This is a genomic window from Micromonospora inyonensis (genome assembly GCF_900091415.1).
Lineage (GTDB): Bacteria > Actinomycetota > Actinomycetes > Mycobacteriales > Micromonosporaceae > Micromonospora > Micromonospora inyonensis.
Genome location: NZ_FMHU01000002.1, coordinates 1,689,210 through 1,705,960, shown reverse-complemented (window position 1 = coordinate 1,705,960; position 16,751 = coordinate 1,689,210). Strand labels below are relative to the sequence as shown.

At 72.5% G+C, this 16,751-nt stretch carries 10 protein-coding genes; 8 read left to right on the top strand and 2 right to left on the bottom strand.

What is annotated here, in order from left to right; all coding sequences use genetic code 11:
* Positions 1-2: 2 nt before the first annotated feature.
* Both GA0074694_RS22040 and GA0074694_RS22035 read left to right on the top strand, forming a co-directional pair.
* Positions 3-875, top strand: coding sequence for an aminotransferase class V-fold PLP-dependent enzyme (locus GA0074694_RS22040; protein ID WP_091463633.1), 873 nt, complete (start codon positions 3-5; stop codon positions 873-875).
* Complete coding sequence (locus GA0074694_RS22035) at positions 872-1,900, top strand: methyltransferase (RefSeq protein ID WP_091461380.1); 1,029 nt, start codon at positions 872-874, stop codon at positions 1,898-1,900. The genes GA0074694_RS22040 and GA0074694_RS22035 overlap by 4 nt, the downstream gene beginning before the upstream one ends.
* Before the next feature lie 29 nt (positions 1,901-1,929).
* On the opposite strand, the gene GA0074694_RS22030 is transcribed toward GA0074694_RS22035, so the two are convergent.
* The gene (locus tag GA0074694_RS22030) at positions 1,930-4,461 is read right to left on the bottom strand and encodes an AMP-binding protein (protein WP_091461376.1); all 2,532 of its coding nucleotides are present in this window, start codon (positions 4,459-4,461) and stop codon (positions 1,930-1,932) included.
* A 109-nt stretch (positions 4,462-4,570) separates the two neighbouring features.
* On the opposite strand from GA0074694_RS22030, the gene GA0074694_RS22025 reads away from it, so the two are divergent.
* From GA0074694_RS22025 to GA0074694_RS22010, 4 genes are all read left to right on the top strand, one after another.
* Entirely contained in the window at positions 4,571-5,617 is a 1,047-nt protein-coding gene (locus tag GA0074694_RS22025; RefSeq protein WP_091461373.1) for an iron ABC transporter substrate-binding protein, read from the top strand.
* A 59-nt stretch (positions 5,618-5,676) separates the two neighbouring features.
* Positions 5,677-7,197: an ABC transporter permease gene (locus tag GA0074694_RS22020; RefSeq protein ID WP_091461370.1), complete on the top strand. Its 1,521-nt coding sequence runs from the start codon at positions 5,677-5,679 to the stop codon at positions 7,195-7,197.
* On the top strand, positions 7,194-8,222 hold the full coding sequence (locus tag GA0074694_RS22015) for an ABC transporter ATP-binding protein (RefSeq protein WP_091461368.1): 1,029 nt from the start codon (positions 7,194-7,196) through the stop codon (positions 8,220-8,222). The genes GA0074694_RS22020 and GA0074694_RS22015 overlap by 4 nt, the downstream gene beginning before the upstream one ends.
* Before the next feature lie 117 nt (positions 8,223-8,339).
* Positions 8,340-8,906, top strand: a complete 567-nt coding sequence (locus GA0074694_RS22010; protein ID WP_091461366.1) for a helix-turn-helix domain-containing protein — start codon at positions 8,340-8,342, stop codon at positions 8,904-8,906.
* Here GA0074694_RS22010 and GA0074694_RS22005 read toward each other — a convergent pair.
* Entirely contained in the window at positions 8,827-9,369 is a 543-nt protein-coding gene (locus GA0074694_RS22005) for a hypothetical protein (RefSeq protein ID WP_091461364.1), read from the bottom strand. The two genes, GA0074694_RS22010 and GA0074694_RS22005, sit on opposite strands and share 80 nt — an antisense overlap.
* 69 nt (positions 9,370-9,438) lie before the next feature.
* Between GA0074694_RS22005 and GA0074694_RS22000 the strand changes: the two genes are divergently transcribed.
* Both GA0074694_RS22000 and GA0074694_RS21995 read left to right on the top strand, forming a co-directional pair.
* On the top strand, positions 9,439-10,059 hold the full coding sequence (locus GA0074694_RS22000; RefSeq protein ID WP_091461362.1) for a TetR/AcrR family transcriptional regulator: 621 nt from the start codon (positions 9,439-9,441) through the stop codon (positions 10,057-10,059).
* Positions 10,060-10,470: 411 nt separating this feature from the next.
* Positions 10,471-16,722, top strand: coding sequence for a non-ribosomal peptide synthetase (locus GA0074694_RS21995; protein ID WP_141714241.1), 6,252 nt, complete (start codon positions 10,471-10,473; stop codon positions 16,720-16,722).
* Positions 16,723-16,751: the final 29 nt, after the last annotated feature.

Genomic DNA, 16,751 nt, shown 5'->3' with positions numbered 1-16,751 from the left:
TAATGGGCCGCGCCCTGATCCGGGCCGGTCCCCGGGTCGGGCACACCGACACCCACGGAAGGGACGATTCTGTGAAGCGAGACTTCTCGCCCGTGCTCCCCGGCGAGGGTGCGCAGCCCGAGGTGGTCGGCACCGGCGGCCCCCGGTTCGACCAGGACGCCCTGGAGGCGGCGGTCGACGAGCGGACGCTGCTGGTGTGCGTACCGCACGCGAGCTTCTCCTCCGGCGCCGTCCTGGACCTGCCCCGACTGGTGGCCCACGCGCACTCGGTCGGTGCCCTCGTCGCGGTGGACGCCTTCCAGAGCGTCGGGGTGATGCCCCTGGACGTCACCGCGCTCGGCGTCGACTTCCTGCTCGGCGGCGCGCACAAGTGGATGTGCGGGGCGGCGACGGCCTTCCTCTACGTACGCCCGGACCTGCTGCCGGGCCTCGAACCGGCGGCGACCGGCTGGCAGGCGGGTGACCGGGCGCTGACCTTCCAGCCGTCGACCGGCTTCGCCGACGGCGCGCAGCGGTTCGCCGGTGGTACGCCGTACCCGCTCACGTCGCTGATCTCCCAGGTCGGCCTGGACCTGCTGGCCGGGGTGGGCACCGAGGCGATCCGGGCACACTCGCTGCACTGCACGCAACGGATCATCGACCGGGCGCAGGCGGCCGGCATCCCGATCGTCAGTCCGGTCGGCCCGGAGCGGGGCGGCGTGGTCTGCCTCGACGTCCCCGACGGAGAGGCAATCAAGTACCGGCTCGCCGCCCGGAACATGGTGTGCAGCTGGCGGGGCTGGCTGCGGGTCGGCCCGCACGTCTACAACACCCTCGACGAGATCGACCAGTTCATGGACGCACTGGAACAGGAATGGCAGGGAACCCGCCGATGAGTACTCCGTCGTTGTCCCCCCGCGCGCTGATGAGCCTGCTGGTCAACGCGAGCAAGGCGGTGGACGTGTTGGAGACCGCCTACACCGAGGGGCTGCTCGACGCGCTGGAGCCCGGTCCGGTGAGCCTGGGCGAGCTGGCGAGCCGGTTCGACGTACGGCCGCTGCGGCTCTACAAGTTCCTCGACTGCCTGGAGAGCGTGGGCGTCGTCGAACGGGAGGAGAAGGGCGACGACATCGTCGACGCCAGCTACCGTGCGGTGCCCGGACTCCGCGACGCCGTGCACGCGGTGTGCGGTCCCGGCTCCATCGAACGGGACCGGGACCGGTACCCGTGGCGGCAGCTGCACGGCCGGCTGGCCGAGAGCCTGCGCGGTGAGGTCAGCATGACCGACGACGACTTCGCCTGGCCGCCGAAGACCGACGAGCAGACGGCCTCGTTCGAGCAGAGCATGGCGGTCGGGCTCGGTCCGGTGATCGAGGTCTTCGGCCGGCACGCCGACCGGCTCTGGGCGGGACGCCGCCGCTTCCTCGACGTCGGCGGCGGGGACGGCACCCTCGCCGCGACGGTGCTGCGGGACGCGCCGGGGCTGCGGGTCGACGTCTACAACCTGCCGGCGGTCGGGCCGCTGGTCGAGCGGACCAGGGGCGGGTGCGCCGACCCGGAGCGGCTCGGATTCGTGAGTGGGGACTTCTTCGCCGAGCCGCTGCCGACCGGGTACGACGCGATCTCCTTCGTCCGGGTGCTGCACGACTGGCCGAACGACGTCGCCCGGATGCTGGTGGAGAAGGCGTACGCGGCCCTGCCGCCGGGCGGAATGCTGCTGATCTGCGAGGAGTTCCGCACGCCGGACCGGCTCGCGATGCAATTCTTCTGGTTGTACTTCCTGATCGGGGTGGACAGCTGTGTCAGCCGGCTGCGGGAGGTGGAGTTCTACACCAGCCTGCTGACCGAGACGGGCTTCGAGAAGATCGAGGTGCTGCCCGGTGGCTGGGAGCTGATCGCCGCCCACAAGCCGGAGCGCTGAGAAACAGCTTCGGTTCCGCCGTTCGGCGGCTATCTCGCCGATCGTTGTCGCGAGGATCGCCAGGCCGCCGACAGCCGCCGGGCCGCCACCCGGGCGAGCGCCGCGCAGCCGATCCCGACGGCCAGGGACGCGACCAGCGCCGCCCACCGCGACCAGGGGGCGACCAGCGGCATCACCTGCCAGTGGGCGAGGTAGACGTAAAGGGAGCTGCCGGCCAGCAGCGCCGCCACCCGGTTGACGGCCCGCCGACTCGGCAGCCGGGGCACCCACACCAGCAGTGCGAACCCGGCCACGACCAGCGCCTCCCGGGCCGGCTGCCCGAAGAACCCGGGCACCGTGAGCAGGGCAGCGGCCGTGACCGCGACGCGCCGTCCGGTGGTGCCGGCGCGGGCCGCCGCCCAGCCGAGGGCGAACAGCCAGAACACCACGACAGCGGACGGAATGTGGCTGCGGCCGGCCAGCCCCAGCAGGTCGTACCGGGTGACGAGGCCGAGCGCGGCGAGGGCGAGCGGCAGCGCGAACGGCAGCCGCCGCTCCAGCCGGTCCACGGCGGGCACGGCCAGCAGCGCGGTTGCGGCGAGCAGGACGTACACCAGCGCCTCGACGAACCAGAAATGCCACTCGGTGGCCCCGTCAGCCGGTCCGAGGACGCTGTTGAGCAGGAGGACGTTGGTGATCGTGTAGTCGCCGGTGACCGCGCCGGCTGCGGCGATCCAGAGCACCGCCGGCAGCACCACCCGGCCGATTCCGCGTCCGGCGGCGCGCAGCCGGTCCCTGCGGGGCGCGTCGGCCAGCTGAAACCGGGCGAAGTTGAATCCGGCGACCGCGAGGAGCAGGTGGGCGCCGCCCTTGACGGTGAACAGCGGGATGTGCGACCCGACGATCGCGACGATGGCCGCCGCCCGCAGCGCCACGCTCGTCTCCAGCACCGCGGCGCGGCGGCGCGGCGCGTCCGGCGTCGGCCGGCGCAGGTCCCGGATCGCGGTGGTGTGCCAGTCGGCGGGCAGCCCGCCCAGGGCCTCCTCCAGCCGGACGGACATCTCCACGTACGACAGGGAGTCGCCGCCGAGGGAGACGAAGCTGTCTTCCGGGGTGACCCCGGCGACGTCGAGCACCCGCTCGTACAGCCGGCACAGGTCGGCCCCGGCCCCGGCAGCGGCAGCGGCAGCGGTTGGCGGGTCGACGGGGAGCGCGAGCAGGGCGAGCAGGTCGGGCTTGCCGTTGCCGAGCCGGGGCAGCTCGGCCAGCACATGCACCCGCACCGCCCGCGCCGGCAGGCCGGCCGCTGCGGCAGCCAGCCGCCGGACGTCGTCCGCCTCGGCCGGGGCCTCAGCCCCCACGACCAGCTCCCGGTCGGTGCCCGCGCAGTACGCCGACACGCCGGCCGCGCGCAGTCGCTCCTCCACCCGCCGCAGCTCGACGCGCAGCCCGTAGACCTTGACGAACCCACCGACGCGTCCCACGATCTCCCACAGGCCGTCCGGGGCGCGGCAGGCCACGTCACCCGTACGCAGTTCCTCGACGGTGCGGCCGAGGGCCAGGTCCGCAGGGTCCTCGGCGTAGCCGAGCATCACGTTCGGCCCGGTGTAGACCAGCTCGCCGGTGTCCGGCTCCGGCCGGTCGGGCAGCGGGCGCAGCCGGAACGAGCCGCCGGACACCGGGACGCCGATCGCCTCGGGGCGGGTGGCGGCCAGGTGCGGCGGCAGGTACGCCATCCGGGCGGTGGCCTCCGTCTGGCCGTACATGACGTACAGGTCCCAGCCGCTCCGGCGGCCGAGGTCCGCGTACCGGGTCACCCGCTCCGGGTCGAGCCGGCCGCCGGCCTGCGTGACGTAGCGCAGGTGGGGCAGGCGCATGTCGGCGAAGCCCACCCGGTCCAACAGCTCGAACGTGTACGGCACGCCGGCCAGGGCGGTGCCCCGGGCCGCCCGGAACAGCTCCCAGAACCGACGGTCGGCCACCGACAGGTCGGTCAGCACCAGCGCGGCCCCGCGCAGCAGGTGGCTGTTGACCACCGACAGCCCGTAGCAGTAGTGCAGCGGCAGTGTGGTGGCCGCCCGGTCGGTGTCGCGGATGCCCAGGTAACCGGCGATGGCCTCGGCGTTGGCCTGAAGGTTCGTCCGGGACAGTCGGACCAGCTTCGGCGAGCCGGTCGAGCCGGAGGTGCTCAGCAGCAGCGCCAGCGCGGGGTGCAGCTCGTGCCGGCTGCCCGGGCGGCGCTCGTCGACCACCATCGTCCCGCCGGCGCGGCGCAGCACGACGTCCGGGTCGTACGACCGGATCAGTGCCTCGGTCGCCGCGGCGTTGTCGCCGGGGGCCAGCAGCAGCGGGTGTCCGCCCGCGAGGGCGGCGAGGTACGCGACCAGCTCGTCGAGGCGGTTCGCGCCGGCGAGCAGGACCAGCCGCCGGTGCGGGCCGAGGCGGGCGGCCATCTCGTCGACCCGGCTGGCCAGCTCCCGGTAGGTGAGCCGGCCGTCCGCGGTGATCACGGCGGGACGGTCGCCATGGCCGGCCAGGGCGGCGGCGAACGGCACCGGTTCGACTGCGGGGAGCACGCGCATGGCGCCCAGGTTAGGTCAGGCTCACCTCACTATGAAATGCCGGTCGGTCGGGTCGCCCGCCGGCCTTCGGGACGTGGACTTGCAAAAAACTCCTCAGCTAAGGTAAGCCTTGCCTGTGCAGAAGCGTCTGAACGTCCTCCTGGCCGCCGCCCTGGCCGGCCTCCTCTCGCTGGCCGCCTGCGGTGGCGGCGACGAGAGTGACCCGGGCAAGCCTGGCGACAAGCGGCTGACCATCTACAGCGGCCGCAGCGAGACCCTGGTCAAGCCGGTGCTGGAGAAATTCGAGAAGTCGTCCGGGATCACGGTAGACGTCCGCTACGGCACCACGGCCCAGATGGCAGCCCAGCTCCTGGAGGAGGGCGAGCGCAGCCCCGCCGACGCTTTCTTCGCGCAGGACGCGGGCGCGCTCGGCGCCGTCACCAAGGCCGGCCAGCTCGCCATCCTGCCGCAGGAGGTGCTGGACCGGGTGCCGGCGGCGTACCGCGCCAGCGGCGGCCAGTGGATCGGCGTCAGCGGCCGGTCCCGGGTGCTCGCCTACAACACCGACCAGGTACCCCAGGACCAGTTGCCCAAGTCGGTGCTCGAGCTGACCGACCCCCGGTGGAAGGGCAAGATCGGCGTGGCCCCCACCAACGGCTCGTTCCAGGCGTTCGTCACCGCCCTGCGGGTACAGCACGGCGACGCCAAGGCGAAGGAGTTCCTGACCGGGCTCAAGGCCAACGAGCCGCAGATCCGCGAGAACAACGTGCAGATCGTCGCCGACATCGACGCGGGCAAGCTCGCCGTGGGCCTGGTCAACCACTACTACGTCTACGAGCTGGCCAAGGAGCGCGGCGGCACCCCGGAGACGCTCAAGGCGCGGCTGCACTTCTTCCCGAACGGGGACACCGGCGGGCTGGTCAACGCCGCCGGCATCGGCCTGCTCAAGCGGGCCGGTTCCGACCCGGACGCCCGTGCCCTGGTCGACTACCTGCTCGGCACCGAGGCGCAGACCTACTTCGCGACCCAGACGTTCGAGTACCCGCTGGCCGCCGGCGTCCCGGCCGCACCCGGTCTGCCGGAGCTGACCGCGCTCGAGGCGCCGAAGATCGACCTGAACGACCTCGACACGCTCGACGCCACGGTCGCCATGATCAAGGAAGCGAGGCTGGCCTGAGCGGGGCCCTCACCGGTGACCGTCGGGCCGCCACCCGGGCCCGACGGTCACCGCGCCGTGTGCTGCCCCGGCCCGGCCTGACCGTCGCGTCGGCCGCCGCCGTCGCGGTCGCCCTGCTACCCCTGGTCTACCTGGGCGTACGCGCTGGCGAGGCGGGCTGGGACCGGATCGCGGCCGAGCTGTTCACGGAACGGCTCGCCGTGCTCGCGGGCCGCAGCCTGGCGCTGGCCGCCGTGGTCACCGTCGCCTGCACGGTCCTCGGCGTCGGGGCCGCGTTCCTCGTCGCCCGTACCGACCTGCCCGGTCGCCGCGCGTTCGGCGTGGTCGCGGCGCTGCCGCTGGCCGTGCCCACATACGTCGCCGGGTTCGCCTGGATCGCCACCGTGGACGGGTTCGCCGGCTTCTGGGCGGCGGCGCTACTGCTCACCGTCTGCTCCTACCCGTACGTCTTCCTGCCGGCCGTCGCCGCGCTCACCCGCGCCGACCCGGGGCAGGAGGAGGTGTCCCGGTCGCTGGGTCGCGGCCCCTGGGCGACCCTGTTCGGGGTGACCCTGCGCCAGATCCGTCCGGCCGTCGCCGCGGGCGCGCTGCTGGTCGCCCTGTACGTGCTCTCCGACTTCGGTGCGGTCTCCCTCGTCCAGGTCGACACCTTCACCCGGGCCATCTTCACCGCGTTCAACCTCGGCTTCGACCGCACCGGCGCACTCGTGCTCTCCACCGTCCTGGTCGGCCTCACAGTGCTGCTGATCGGCGCCGAGCTGACCACTCGCACCCGTGACGCCCGGTATGCCAGCACCGCCGTCCGGCCGCCCGTTCGGCTCGCGCTGGGCCGGTGGCGTTGGTCAGCCGTGGCCGCCCTGCTCGCGGTCGAGGCCCTGGCCCTCGGCGTCCCGGCCGTCGGACTGGCCCGCTGGCTCGCCGCCGGGGTGTCCCGCCCCGGCTCGCTGGCCGAGATCACGTCGGCCGCCGGCGGGTCGCTGTCGGTGTCGCTCGCCGGTGCGGCGTTCACCATGCTGCTGGCTCTCCCGCTGGGGCTGCTCGCCGCCCGCGCCCGCGGCCCGGTGACCACCCTGCTGGAACGGCTCACCTACGTCGCGCACGCCCTGCCCGGCGTGGTGATCGGCCTGTCCCTGGTCTTCTTCGCCGTCAACGTGGCGTACCCGCTCTACCAGAGCCGGTGGCTGCTGGCGCTGGCGTACGCGACGCTGTTCCTGCCCCTCGCCGTCGGCGCGGTCGCGTCCGCCGCCGCACAGAGCCCACCCGCCGTGGAGGAGGCCGCCCGGTCACTCGGCCGGGGACCGTTCACGGTGTTCCGCACCGTCACCCTCCCCCTGACCCTGCCCGGCATCGGTGCCGGGGCGGCGCTGACGTTCCTCACCTGCATGAAGGAACTCCCGGCCACCCTGCTGCTGCGGCCCACCGGAATGGACACCCTGGCCACCGAGCTCTGGACCCACACCTCCACCGCCGCGTACGCCGCCGCAGCCCCGTACGCGGCCATCCTCGTCGCGCTCGCCGCCGTGCCCACCTGGCTGCTCGCGGCCCGCACCGGACTCACCGACCCCGGAGGCACCCGATGACCGAGAGCATGCTGACGGTGGCCGGCCTGGCCAAGTCGTACGGGACGGTGCCAGCCCTCGCCGGCGTCGACCTCGACGTCCGCCGCGGCACACTGCTGGCGGTGCTCGGCCCGTCCGGCTGCGGCAAGACCACCCTGCTGCGCTGCGTCGCCGGCTTCGAGCGGGCCGACCGCGGCACCGTCACCGTCGCCGGCCGGATGCTCGTCGGAAACGGGGTGCACGTCCCGCCGCACCGCCGCCGCGTCGCCGTCGTCCCCCAGGAGGGGGCACTCTTCCCACACCTGTCCGTCGCCGACAACGTCGGCTACGGGCTGGACCGGGCGGCCCGCCGCTCCGGCCGCGTCGAGGAGGTGCTCGACCTGGTCGGCCTCGCCGGATACGGCACGCGGATGCCGCACCAACTCTCCGGCGGCCAGCAACAGCGGGTCGCGGTGGCCCGCGCGCTGGCGCCCCGGCCACCGCTGGTGCTGCTCGACGAGCCGTTCAGCGCCCTGGATGCGCAGCTGCGCGCCGAACTGCGGGCCGACGTGCGGCAGGCGCTGCACGCCGACGGCGCCACCGGCGTGCTGGTCACCCACGACCAAGGCGAGGCATTGTCCATGGCGGACGCGGTCGCGGTGATGGACGCCGGGATGATCGTGCAGTGCGGGACGCCCGCCGAGGTCTACCGGGACCCCGCCGACCCATGGGTCGCCCGGTTCGTGGGCGACGCCGTGCTGCTCCCGGCCACCGTCGACGACGACGTGGCCGTCACCCCGCTGGGCCGGCTGCCGCTGCGCGGACCCGCCGCCCAAGGCGCGGTGAACGTCCTCGTCCGGCCGGAGCAGATCCGCCTCGCCCCGTCCGGCGGGGCACCGGCCACGGTGGTGCGGCAGGACTTCCACGGGCACGACGCGCTGACCACGCTGCGCCTCGACGACGGCACCGTACTGACCGCGCGGACCCTCGACGAGGGCACCGGCCTGCCCGCTGGCGCCCAGGTCGCGGTCACGGTGTGGGGAAAGGTCCGCGCGTACGCCGGATAGCGGTCCCACCCTGCCCCACCTGCTCCGCTTCCTGGCCTACGAACTCTCTCCCTGCCGCGTCGAACCAGCGCGCGGGCCGGTACGCCCGGCCATCTGGGCAGCACCAGCAGAAAACGGGTGGGACCGGACGAGGAGCGGACGGTTGCTGAGTACACCGGGTCGCGGGTGCCGCGCCGGCAGCTCGGACGGGCATTGCGGGAGTTGCGCACCGAGGCGGGGCTCACGCTGGACGGCGCGGCGGAGGCGCTGGAATGCAGTCGGCAGAAGGTGTGGCGGATCGAGAGCGGCCTCAGGGCGGTGCGCGGTCTCGCCGTTCGGGCGATGCGCCTGCTCTACGGAGCGTCCGCCGAGCTGACCACGACGCTGTGCGCACTGGCCGTCGAGACGCGGGCGAAGGGCTGGTGGCACGCGTACGACGAGTTTTCCTCCGCCTGGTTCGACCCGCACGGCGGTCTGGAGTCGTCAGCCCGGTCGATCCGGGAACATGCGGACGCGCTGGTGCCCGAGCTGTTGCAGGTGCCCGGGTACGCGCTCGGCCTGCACGAGCACGACCCGGGAGGCGGGGCGACTTCCCCACGTCCCGGTGCGGCCGGGCCGCACCGGGTCAGTGGCGCGGTTCCCGCTTCGGGAAGATGGTGTAGTACAGCGGCCAGAAGACCAGCCAGACGACGATCACCAGGCTGAGGCGGCCGATCCACGCCTCCAGCTCCCGCGTCCGGCCCGGGTCGCCGACCAGGACGATCCCGCCGACCAGCAGGGCGCAGGCGACCGCCCAGCCGAGCAGGGCCTTTCCCCACTCGCGCCACTCGTGCCGGGTCCGGGCCCAGCCGTAGCGGGGCGGTTTCACCGGCGGCGGGCCGCCGGCGAAGCGGTGGGCGAAGCGCTGGTCGGCCCAGCGCACAATGCTGTGTCCGAAGGCCACCGAGAAGCCGAGGTACGCGGCGGCGAGGCCGTGCGCGAGCGTGGCCGTGCCGCCGGAGCGTAGGTCGATCATGGTGGCGACGAGGAGCACGACGTCGACCAGGGGTACGGCCAGCAGCAGAGCGGCTCCGACGCGGGGGCGACGCAGCGGGTAGCGGGCGATCAGTCCGGCCGCCAGCACGACCCAGAAGGCCACCTCACAGGCGATGATCAGTCCGACGAGCATCTACCACCTCTTTTTAGTACGCTGTGCGATAACCGTAGCAGGGCATGGCACACGCAGCCGGAGGGGTCGTTGCCCAAGATCGTTGATCACGAGGCCCGGCGCGCCGAGCTGGCCGAGGCGATGTGGCGCGTGGTCTACCGGGACGGGGCCGCCGCGGCGACCGTCCGTAGCATCGCGGCCGAGGCGGGCTGGTCACCCGGCGCGCTACGGCACTATTTCACCACCCAGACCGAGTTGCTCGCCTTCGCCCTGGAACACGTCATGGCGAACGCGACCGAGCGCTTCCACGCCGAGGACTGGACGGGGCCCATCCGCGAGGTCGTCCAGCGGCTGCTGGAGGAGCTGCTCCCCCTGGACCAGCAGCGCGTCCGGGAAATGGAGGTGTGGCTGCTGCTCGCCGCCCGTGTCCCGGCCGACCCGCTCGCGCGGACCCGCGTCGCCGAGGCCGACGACGGCGTACGGCGGGCCACCGAACTCGCCGTCACCGCGCTCGCCGACGCCGGACTGGTCGCCCCCGACCGGGACGTGCCGACCGAGGCGACCCGGCTGCACGCCCTGCTGGACGGGCTCGCCCTGCACGCCCTGCTGCACCCCGACCTGATGCCCCCCGACCGGGTCCGCGCCGCCCTCGCCCACCACCTCGACGACCTGCCCCGCGCGACCGGGCCGTCAGCGGCGGACACCTCCTGAGCTGCTGCGCCTACCTGCGCATGCCCCACACCCCACCCGACAATCAGCCTGCGCCGCCCACCGCCCGCCGCCCGCCGCTCGGCCGGATCTTGGACACTTAGCGTTGGATACCAGCCCTGCCGGAGGTTCTCGTGCACGTGACCGGCACGGCCGCGCCGAAGAGGCGACCGCACTCGTGCCGGCGTCACCACGCTCCGCGAGGAGCTCGCCGTCGCCGAGGTTTCGCCGGCAGGTTACGAGCGAGGCTCGACCGACACGGCGGCTGAACACTTCCACTCTGACCAGTGGCGTGACCGCCCACTGGTTCGGCGGGAAGGATCCGGGAAGCTGCCGGTGAGAGACCACCTCGATCCTTACTCCGATGGCGCAGTGAAGCTGGCCACTCACGGAGAGTACGAGGTGTTTCCGCCGATGGACCCCGCTGGATCCGACGAGAGCACCGAGTTCCCCCTGTCGTCGGCGCAGCGTCGGTTGTGGTTCCAGTACCGGCTGGAAGGCCCGTCGGCCACGTACAACATCCCGATCGTCACGCGCATCCGCGACCGGGTGGACGCAGACGCGCTGCTCACGGCGGTACGGGACGTGGTGGGCCGGCACGAGATCCTGCGCACCGTGTATGTGGAGGTCGACGGGAAACCGGCACAACGTGTCCTGCCGGCTGCCGGGGTGCCCGTCGACGCCGCCCACGTGGTGGTCGCGCCCGACGAGGTCGACACGGCGGTGGTGGAGACCTGCCGACACGCGTTCGACCTGGCCACCGAGCCGCCGCTGCGGGTGCGGTTGTTCAGCGTCGGGGAGCGGGAGCACCTGCTGGTGCTGAACCTGCACCACATCGCCGGGGACGGTGGGTCGCTCAGCCCGCTCGCGCGGGACCTCTCCCACGCCTACACCGTCCGCACCACCGGCCACGCCCCCGAGTGGGAACCCCTGCCCGTCCAGTACGTCGACTACGCCCTCTGGGAGCACGAACTTCTCGGCGCGGAGGACGACCCGGCAAGTGAGATCAACCGCCAACTCACCTACTGGGGTGAGACCCTCCACGGGCTGCCGGAGGAACTGCCGCTGCCCACCGACCACCCCCGGCCGCCGCAGGCGTCCTACCGGGCCGGACGCGTCGACCTCACCATCGACCCCACCACCCACGACGCGCTGCGCACCGTCGCCCGCACCAACGACGCCACCCTCTTCATGGTCGTCCAAACCGCCATCGCCACCCTCCTCACCCGACTCGGCGCCGGCACCGACATCCCCCTCGGCACCGTCGTCGCCGGACGCACCGACGACACCCTCGACCAGCTCATCGGCTTCTTCGTCAACACCCTCGTCCTCCGCACCGACACCACCGGCAACCCCACCTTCAACGAACTCCTCCACCGCGTCCGCGACACCGACCTCACCGCCTACGACCACCAGGACCTCCCCTTCGACCGGCTCGTGACACACCTTCGACCGGCCCGGGCTCCCGGTCGGAATCCGCTGGCCCAGGTGGCTTTCGCGGTCGACGGCGGACTCGTGCTCGACCTGGACGGGTTGGATGTCGTCGCGGAGAAGCCGCCGTTCGAGACGGCGAAGTTCGACCTGTACTTCGGTTTCGTCCCGAAGCCCCGTTCGGGGGAACTCACGCTGGGCCTCATCTACGCGGAGGACGTGTTCACCCGGACCGGCGCGGAGGCGCTGGGGCAACGCCTGATCGCCCTGCTCGCCCAGGTCGCGGCCGACCCCACGGTGCGGGTGGGCACGGTGGACATCCTGACGGCTGAGGAGCGTCGTCAGGTTCTCACCGGTGTCAACGCCACCACGCCCCGCGTGCCGTGCGAGACCCTTCCGGCGCTCTTCGACCGGCAGGTAGGGCAGCACCCGGACGCCGTCGCGGTCGTGCACGGCGGCGCGGAGACGACGTACGGGGAGCTGAACGCACGGGCCGGACGGCTGGCGTACCACCTGGTCGGGCTCGGGGTCGGGCCGGACGTGCCGGTGGTGGTCTCCATGCAACGGTCGGCGGACCTGGTCGTCGCCCTGCTCGCCGTGAACATGGCCGGTGGTTGCTACGTGCCGGTGGACCCGGCGTACCCGGCTGCCCGCCAGGAGTTCATCCTCCGCGACGCCGCACCGGCGGTCCTGATCGTCGACGATGCCGCAACCCAACCCACACCAACGTCGGCGGCGATCGTCGTGGCCGGCGGCGAGGCGTGGGAGGGGCCCGCAGACCCGCCCACCGGCTACCGGCTCCCGACGCCGTTTCTGGACAACGCCGCGTACGTGATCTACACGTCGGGGTCGACGGGCGTGCCGAAGGGTGTCACGGTCACCCACCGGGGCATCAGCCGGCTGGCCCACCGCTACCAGCGTGACTTCGAGGTCCGCCCCGGCAGCCACATCCTCCAGATCGCCTCGATCGGCTTCGACGGCTCCGTCTGGGAGATGCTGATGGCCCTCCTCGCCGGCGGCACCGTCATCCCCTTCGCCCCCGAGCACCTGCTCAGCCCGGAGGAGGACGAGGCCGCCCTGATCGCACGGACCACCCACGTCACCGTCACGCCCTCGCTGCTCGCCTCCCTCGCCCCCGACGTCCTACCCGCCGGCAGCATGGTCATCACCGCCAGCGAGGCCTGCCCCCAGTGGCTGGTGGACACCTGGGCCACCCGGCACCGGCTCGTCAACTCCTACGGGCCCACCGAGGTCACCGTCTGCGCCAGCGGTGGACCGCTGCCCGCCGGTGAGCCGGTCACCATCGGCGTCCCGGTCGCCAACACCGACCTGTACGTCCTCGACGACTTCCTCCGGCCGGTTCCCGTCGGGGTACCGGGCGAACTCTTCGTCGCCGGCCCAGGGCTCGCCCGTGGGTACCTCCGTCGCCCCGACCTGACCGCGTCCCGCTTCGTCGCCGACCCCTACGGCCCGCCCGGCAGCCGCATGTACCGCACCGGCGACCTCGCCCGCTGGGACACCGACGGACAGCTGCACTTCCTCGGCCGCACCGACGACCAGGTCAAGATCCGCGGCTTCCGCATCGAACTCGGCGAGATCGAAACCACCCTCACCACACGACTCGACATCCGCCACGCCGCCGTCATCGCCCGCGAAGACCACCCCGGCGACAAACGACTCGTCGCCTACCTCGTCCCCACCGACAACACCACGGTGGACGTCGCCGCCCTGCGCCAGGACCTCACCGCACAACTCCCCGACTACATGGTCCCCACCGCCTACCTCGTCATGGACGCCCTACCCATGACCGCGAACGGGAAACTCGACCGCAACGCCCTACCGGTGCCGGCCCACACCACCAGCGTGCACGCCGCCCCCCGCACCGCCCGCCAGGACGTCCTCTGCCAACTCTTCGCCGCCGTCCTCGGCCTCCCCGAGATCGGCACCAGCGACAACTTCTTCGACCTCGGCGGCCATTCCCTCCTCGCCACCCGCCTCGTCAACCGCATCCGCACCACCCTCGGCGTCGAACTCGGCGTCCGAGACCTCTTCGAGAACCCCACCGTCGCCACCCTCGAACCCCACCTGACGGCGGGGACCGCACGCGCGGCGCTGACCGTCGCTGCCCGACCGGATCCGCTGCCCGTGTCGTTCGCCCAGCGGCGTCTCTGGGTGCTGCACCGCATCGAAGGGCCGTCGGCGACGTACAACGTGCCGGTCACCACCCGCCTCCACGGCACGGTCGACGTCGACGCCCTCCGAGCCGCCGTCGACGACCTCGTCAACCGACACGAAATCCTCCGCACCACCTACACCGAAATCGACGGCGAACCCGCCCAGCACATCCACGACCCCACCCCCGGAATCGCCACCTTCACCCACCACACCGTCACCCCGGAGCAGGCCGAACCCCTCCTCGCCGCCCTCTCCGCCCACCCCTTCGACCTGACCCGCGAAACACCCCTCGCCGTCCACCTCATCACCACCAGCGACCGCAACCACCTACTCCTGGTCAACCTCCACCACATCGCCGGCGACGGCGCCTCCATGGCCCCCCTCGCCCACGACCTCGCCACCGCCTACACCGCCCGCACCACCGGCCACGCCCCCCAGTGGGAACCCCTGCCCGTCCAGTACACCGACTACACCCTCTGGCAACAGCAACTCCTCGGCACCGACGACGACCCGGCAAGCGAGATCAACCGCCAACTCACCTACTGGGGAACCACCCTCGCCGGACTGCCCGACGAACTGCCACTGCCCACCGACCACCCCCGCCCGCCGCATGCCTCCTACCGGGCCGGACGCGTCGACCTCACCATCGACCCCACCACCCACGACGCGCTGCGCACCGTCGCCCGCAACAACGACGCCACCCTGTTCATGGTCGTCCAAACCGCCATCGCCACCCTCCTCACCCGACTCGGCGCCGGCACCGACATCCCCCTCGGCACCGTCGTCGCCGGACGCACCGACGACACCCTCGACCAGCTCATCGGCTTCTTCGTCAACACCCTCGTCCTCCGCACCGACACCACCGGCAACCCCACCTTCAACGAACTCCTCCACCGCGTCCGCGACACCGACCTCACCGCCTACGACCACCAGGACCTCCCCTTCGACCGGCTCGTGACACACCTGCAACCGCCCCGGTCGCTCGGCCGGCACCCGCTGTTCCAGATCGCCCTGTCCCGGGCCGACCGCACCCCCACCACCACTCCCCTGCCGGGGCTGGAGTGCACGCCGGAACCGACCCGCCTGTCCATCGCGAAGTTCGACCTGGAGTTCAGGTTCATGGACGAGCCGGTCGACGGGGACCTCGACATCACGATCGGCTACGCCACGGATCTCTTCGTCCACCGGACCGTCGAGCTGATCGGGCAACGCCTCGCCGCGATCCTGCGCCAGGTCGCCCGGCAACCCGCCACCCCGATCAGCCGGATCGACATCCTGGTCGACGACGAGCGGAAACGGCTACTGCCGCGGGTGTCAGCTCAGACCGCCGTGGCGTGCAGCATCGTCGAGGCGTTCGACGCCCGGGCCGCGCGCCGCCCGGACGCCGTCGCGGTCACCGACGGATCGACCGTCCTGACGTACGCCGAACTGCGGGACCGGGCCGAGCTGCTGGCGCGGACGCTGCGCGCGGCAGGCGTGGTCGCCGAGACGCCGGTGCCGATGCTGATGCAACGGTCCGTCGACCTCGTCGTCGGCATCCTCGCCGTCCTCAAGGCAGGCGGCGCCTACCTGCCCATCCACACCGCCTACCCGCTGAACCGGATGCGGGCGGTGGTCGCGGCGTCCGGGTCTCCGGTGATCCTCGTCGACGACGCGTTCCGCGACCACGACCTGGTCGCCGACCAGGTCGCCGCCGGGCGTCGGGTGCTGGGCTGCGCGGCCGATCCGACGGCGGACGACGTGCCGCTGCCGGTGGTGCATGCGCAGCAGCTCTGCTACGTGATGTACACGTCGGGCTCGACCGGGGAACCGAAGGGCATCCAGATCACCCACCAAGGCGTCGTCGACCTCGTCCGCGACCCCAGCTGGACCATGCACCCCGACGACCGCGTCCTCCTCCACTCACCCCACGCCTTCGACGCCTCCACCTGGGAACTCTGGGGACCACTCCTCGCCGGCGGACAGGTCGTCGTCGCCCCACCCCGCGACCTCGACGCCGCCGGATTCCGGACGCTCCTCAGGAAACACGAGGTCACCCGGCTCAGCCTCACCGCCGGCCTCTTCCGCATCGTCGCCGACGAACTGGTGGACGCCTTCGCCGGGCTGACCGAGGTCACCACCGGCGGTGACATGATCTCCGCGCGGGCGGTGAACCACACCCTCACCCACTGCCCCACCACCATCGTCCGCACCACCTACGGCCCCACCGAAATGACCCTCTGCGTCACCCAGTACCCCTGGCGACACGGAGAACAAGCCGGCACCACCGTCCCCCTCGGACACCCACTGAGTGACACCCGCCTGTACGTGCTGGACCCGTTCCTGCGACCCGTCGCCACCGGGGTGCCCGGCGAGTTGTACCTGGCCGGGGCAGGCACGGCCCGGGGATACCTGGGGCAGCCGGGGCTCACCGCCAGCCGCTTCGTCGCCGACCCCTACGGCCCGCCCGGCAGCCGCATGTACCGCACCGGCGACCTCGCCCGCTGGGATGCCGACGGACAACTGCACTTCCTCGGCCGCACCGACGACCAAGTCAAGATCCGCGGCTTCCGCATCGAACTCGGCGAGATCGAAACCACCCTCACCACACGACCCGACATCCGCCACGCCGCCGTCATCGCCCGCGAAGACCAACCCGGCGACAAACGACTCGTCGCCTACCTCGTCCCCACCGACAACACCACCATCGACATCGCCCACCTCCGCCGCGACCTCGGCGCGCAGCTACCCGACTACATGGTCCCCACCGCCTACGTCGTCATGGACGCCCTGCCCATCACCGCCAACGGCAAACTCGACCGCAACGCCCTGCCCGCACCGGCTGCCCCTTCCACCCGCAGCGCCCGGCAGGACGTGCTCTGCGAACTCTTCGCCGCCGTCCTCGGCCTGCCCGAGGTCGGCACCGACGACGACTTCTTCGACCTCGGCGGTCACGCGCGGCTCGCCGGGAAGCTGGCGACCCGGGTGCGCTCGATCCTCGGCGTGGACATGGACGCCCAGTTGCTCGTCGACAACCCCACCGTCGCCGCCCTGGACGCCCGGCTGCCGGCGCAAACCTGACCTTCCACCCCGCCGGGCCTGCCGTCACC

What these genes read in the sequence shown, in the direction of transcription:
- GA0074694_RS22040 (WP_091463633.1), top strand. Translation starts at nt 3, where the DNA reads ATGGGCCGCGCCCTGATCCGGGCCGGTCCCCGGGTCGGGCACACCGAC.
- GA0074694_RS22035 (WP_091461380.1), top strand. Translation starts at nt 872, where the DNA reads ATGAGTACTCCGTCGTTGTCCCCCCGCGCGCTGATGAGCCTGCTGGTC.
- GA0074694_RS22030 (WP_091461376.1), bottom strand. Translation starts at nt 4,461, where the DNA reads ATGCGCGTGCTCCCCGCAGTCGAACCGGTGCCGTTCGCCGCCGCCCTG.
- GA0074694_RS22015 (WP_091461368.1), top strand. Translation starts at nt 7,194, where the DNA reads ATGACCGAGAGCATGCTGACGGTGGCCGGCCTGGCCAAGTCGTACGGG.
- GA0074694_RS22005 (WP_091461364.1), bottom strand. Translation starts at nt 9,369, where the DNA reads ATGCTCGTCGGACTGATCATCGCCTGTGAGGTGGCCTTCTGGGTCGTG.
- GA0074694_RS21995 (WP_141714241.1), top strand. Translation starts at nt 10,471, where the DNA reads ATGGACCCCGCTGGATCCGACGAGAGCACCGAGTTCCCCCTGTCGTCG.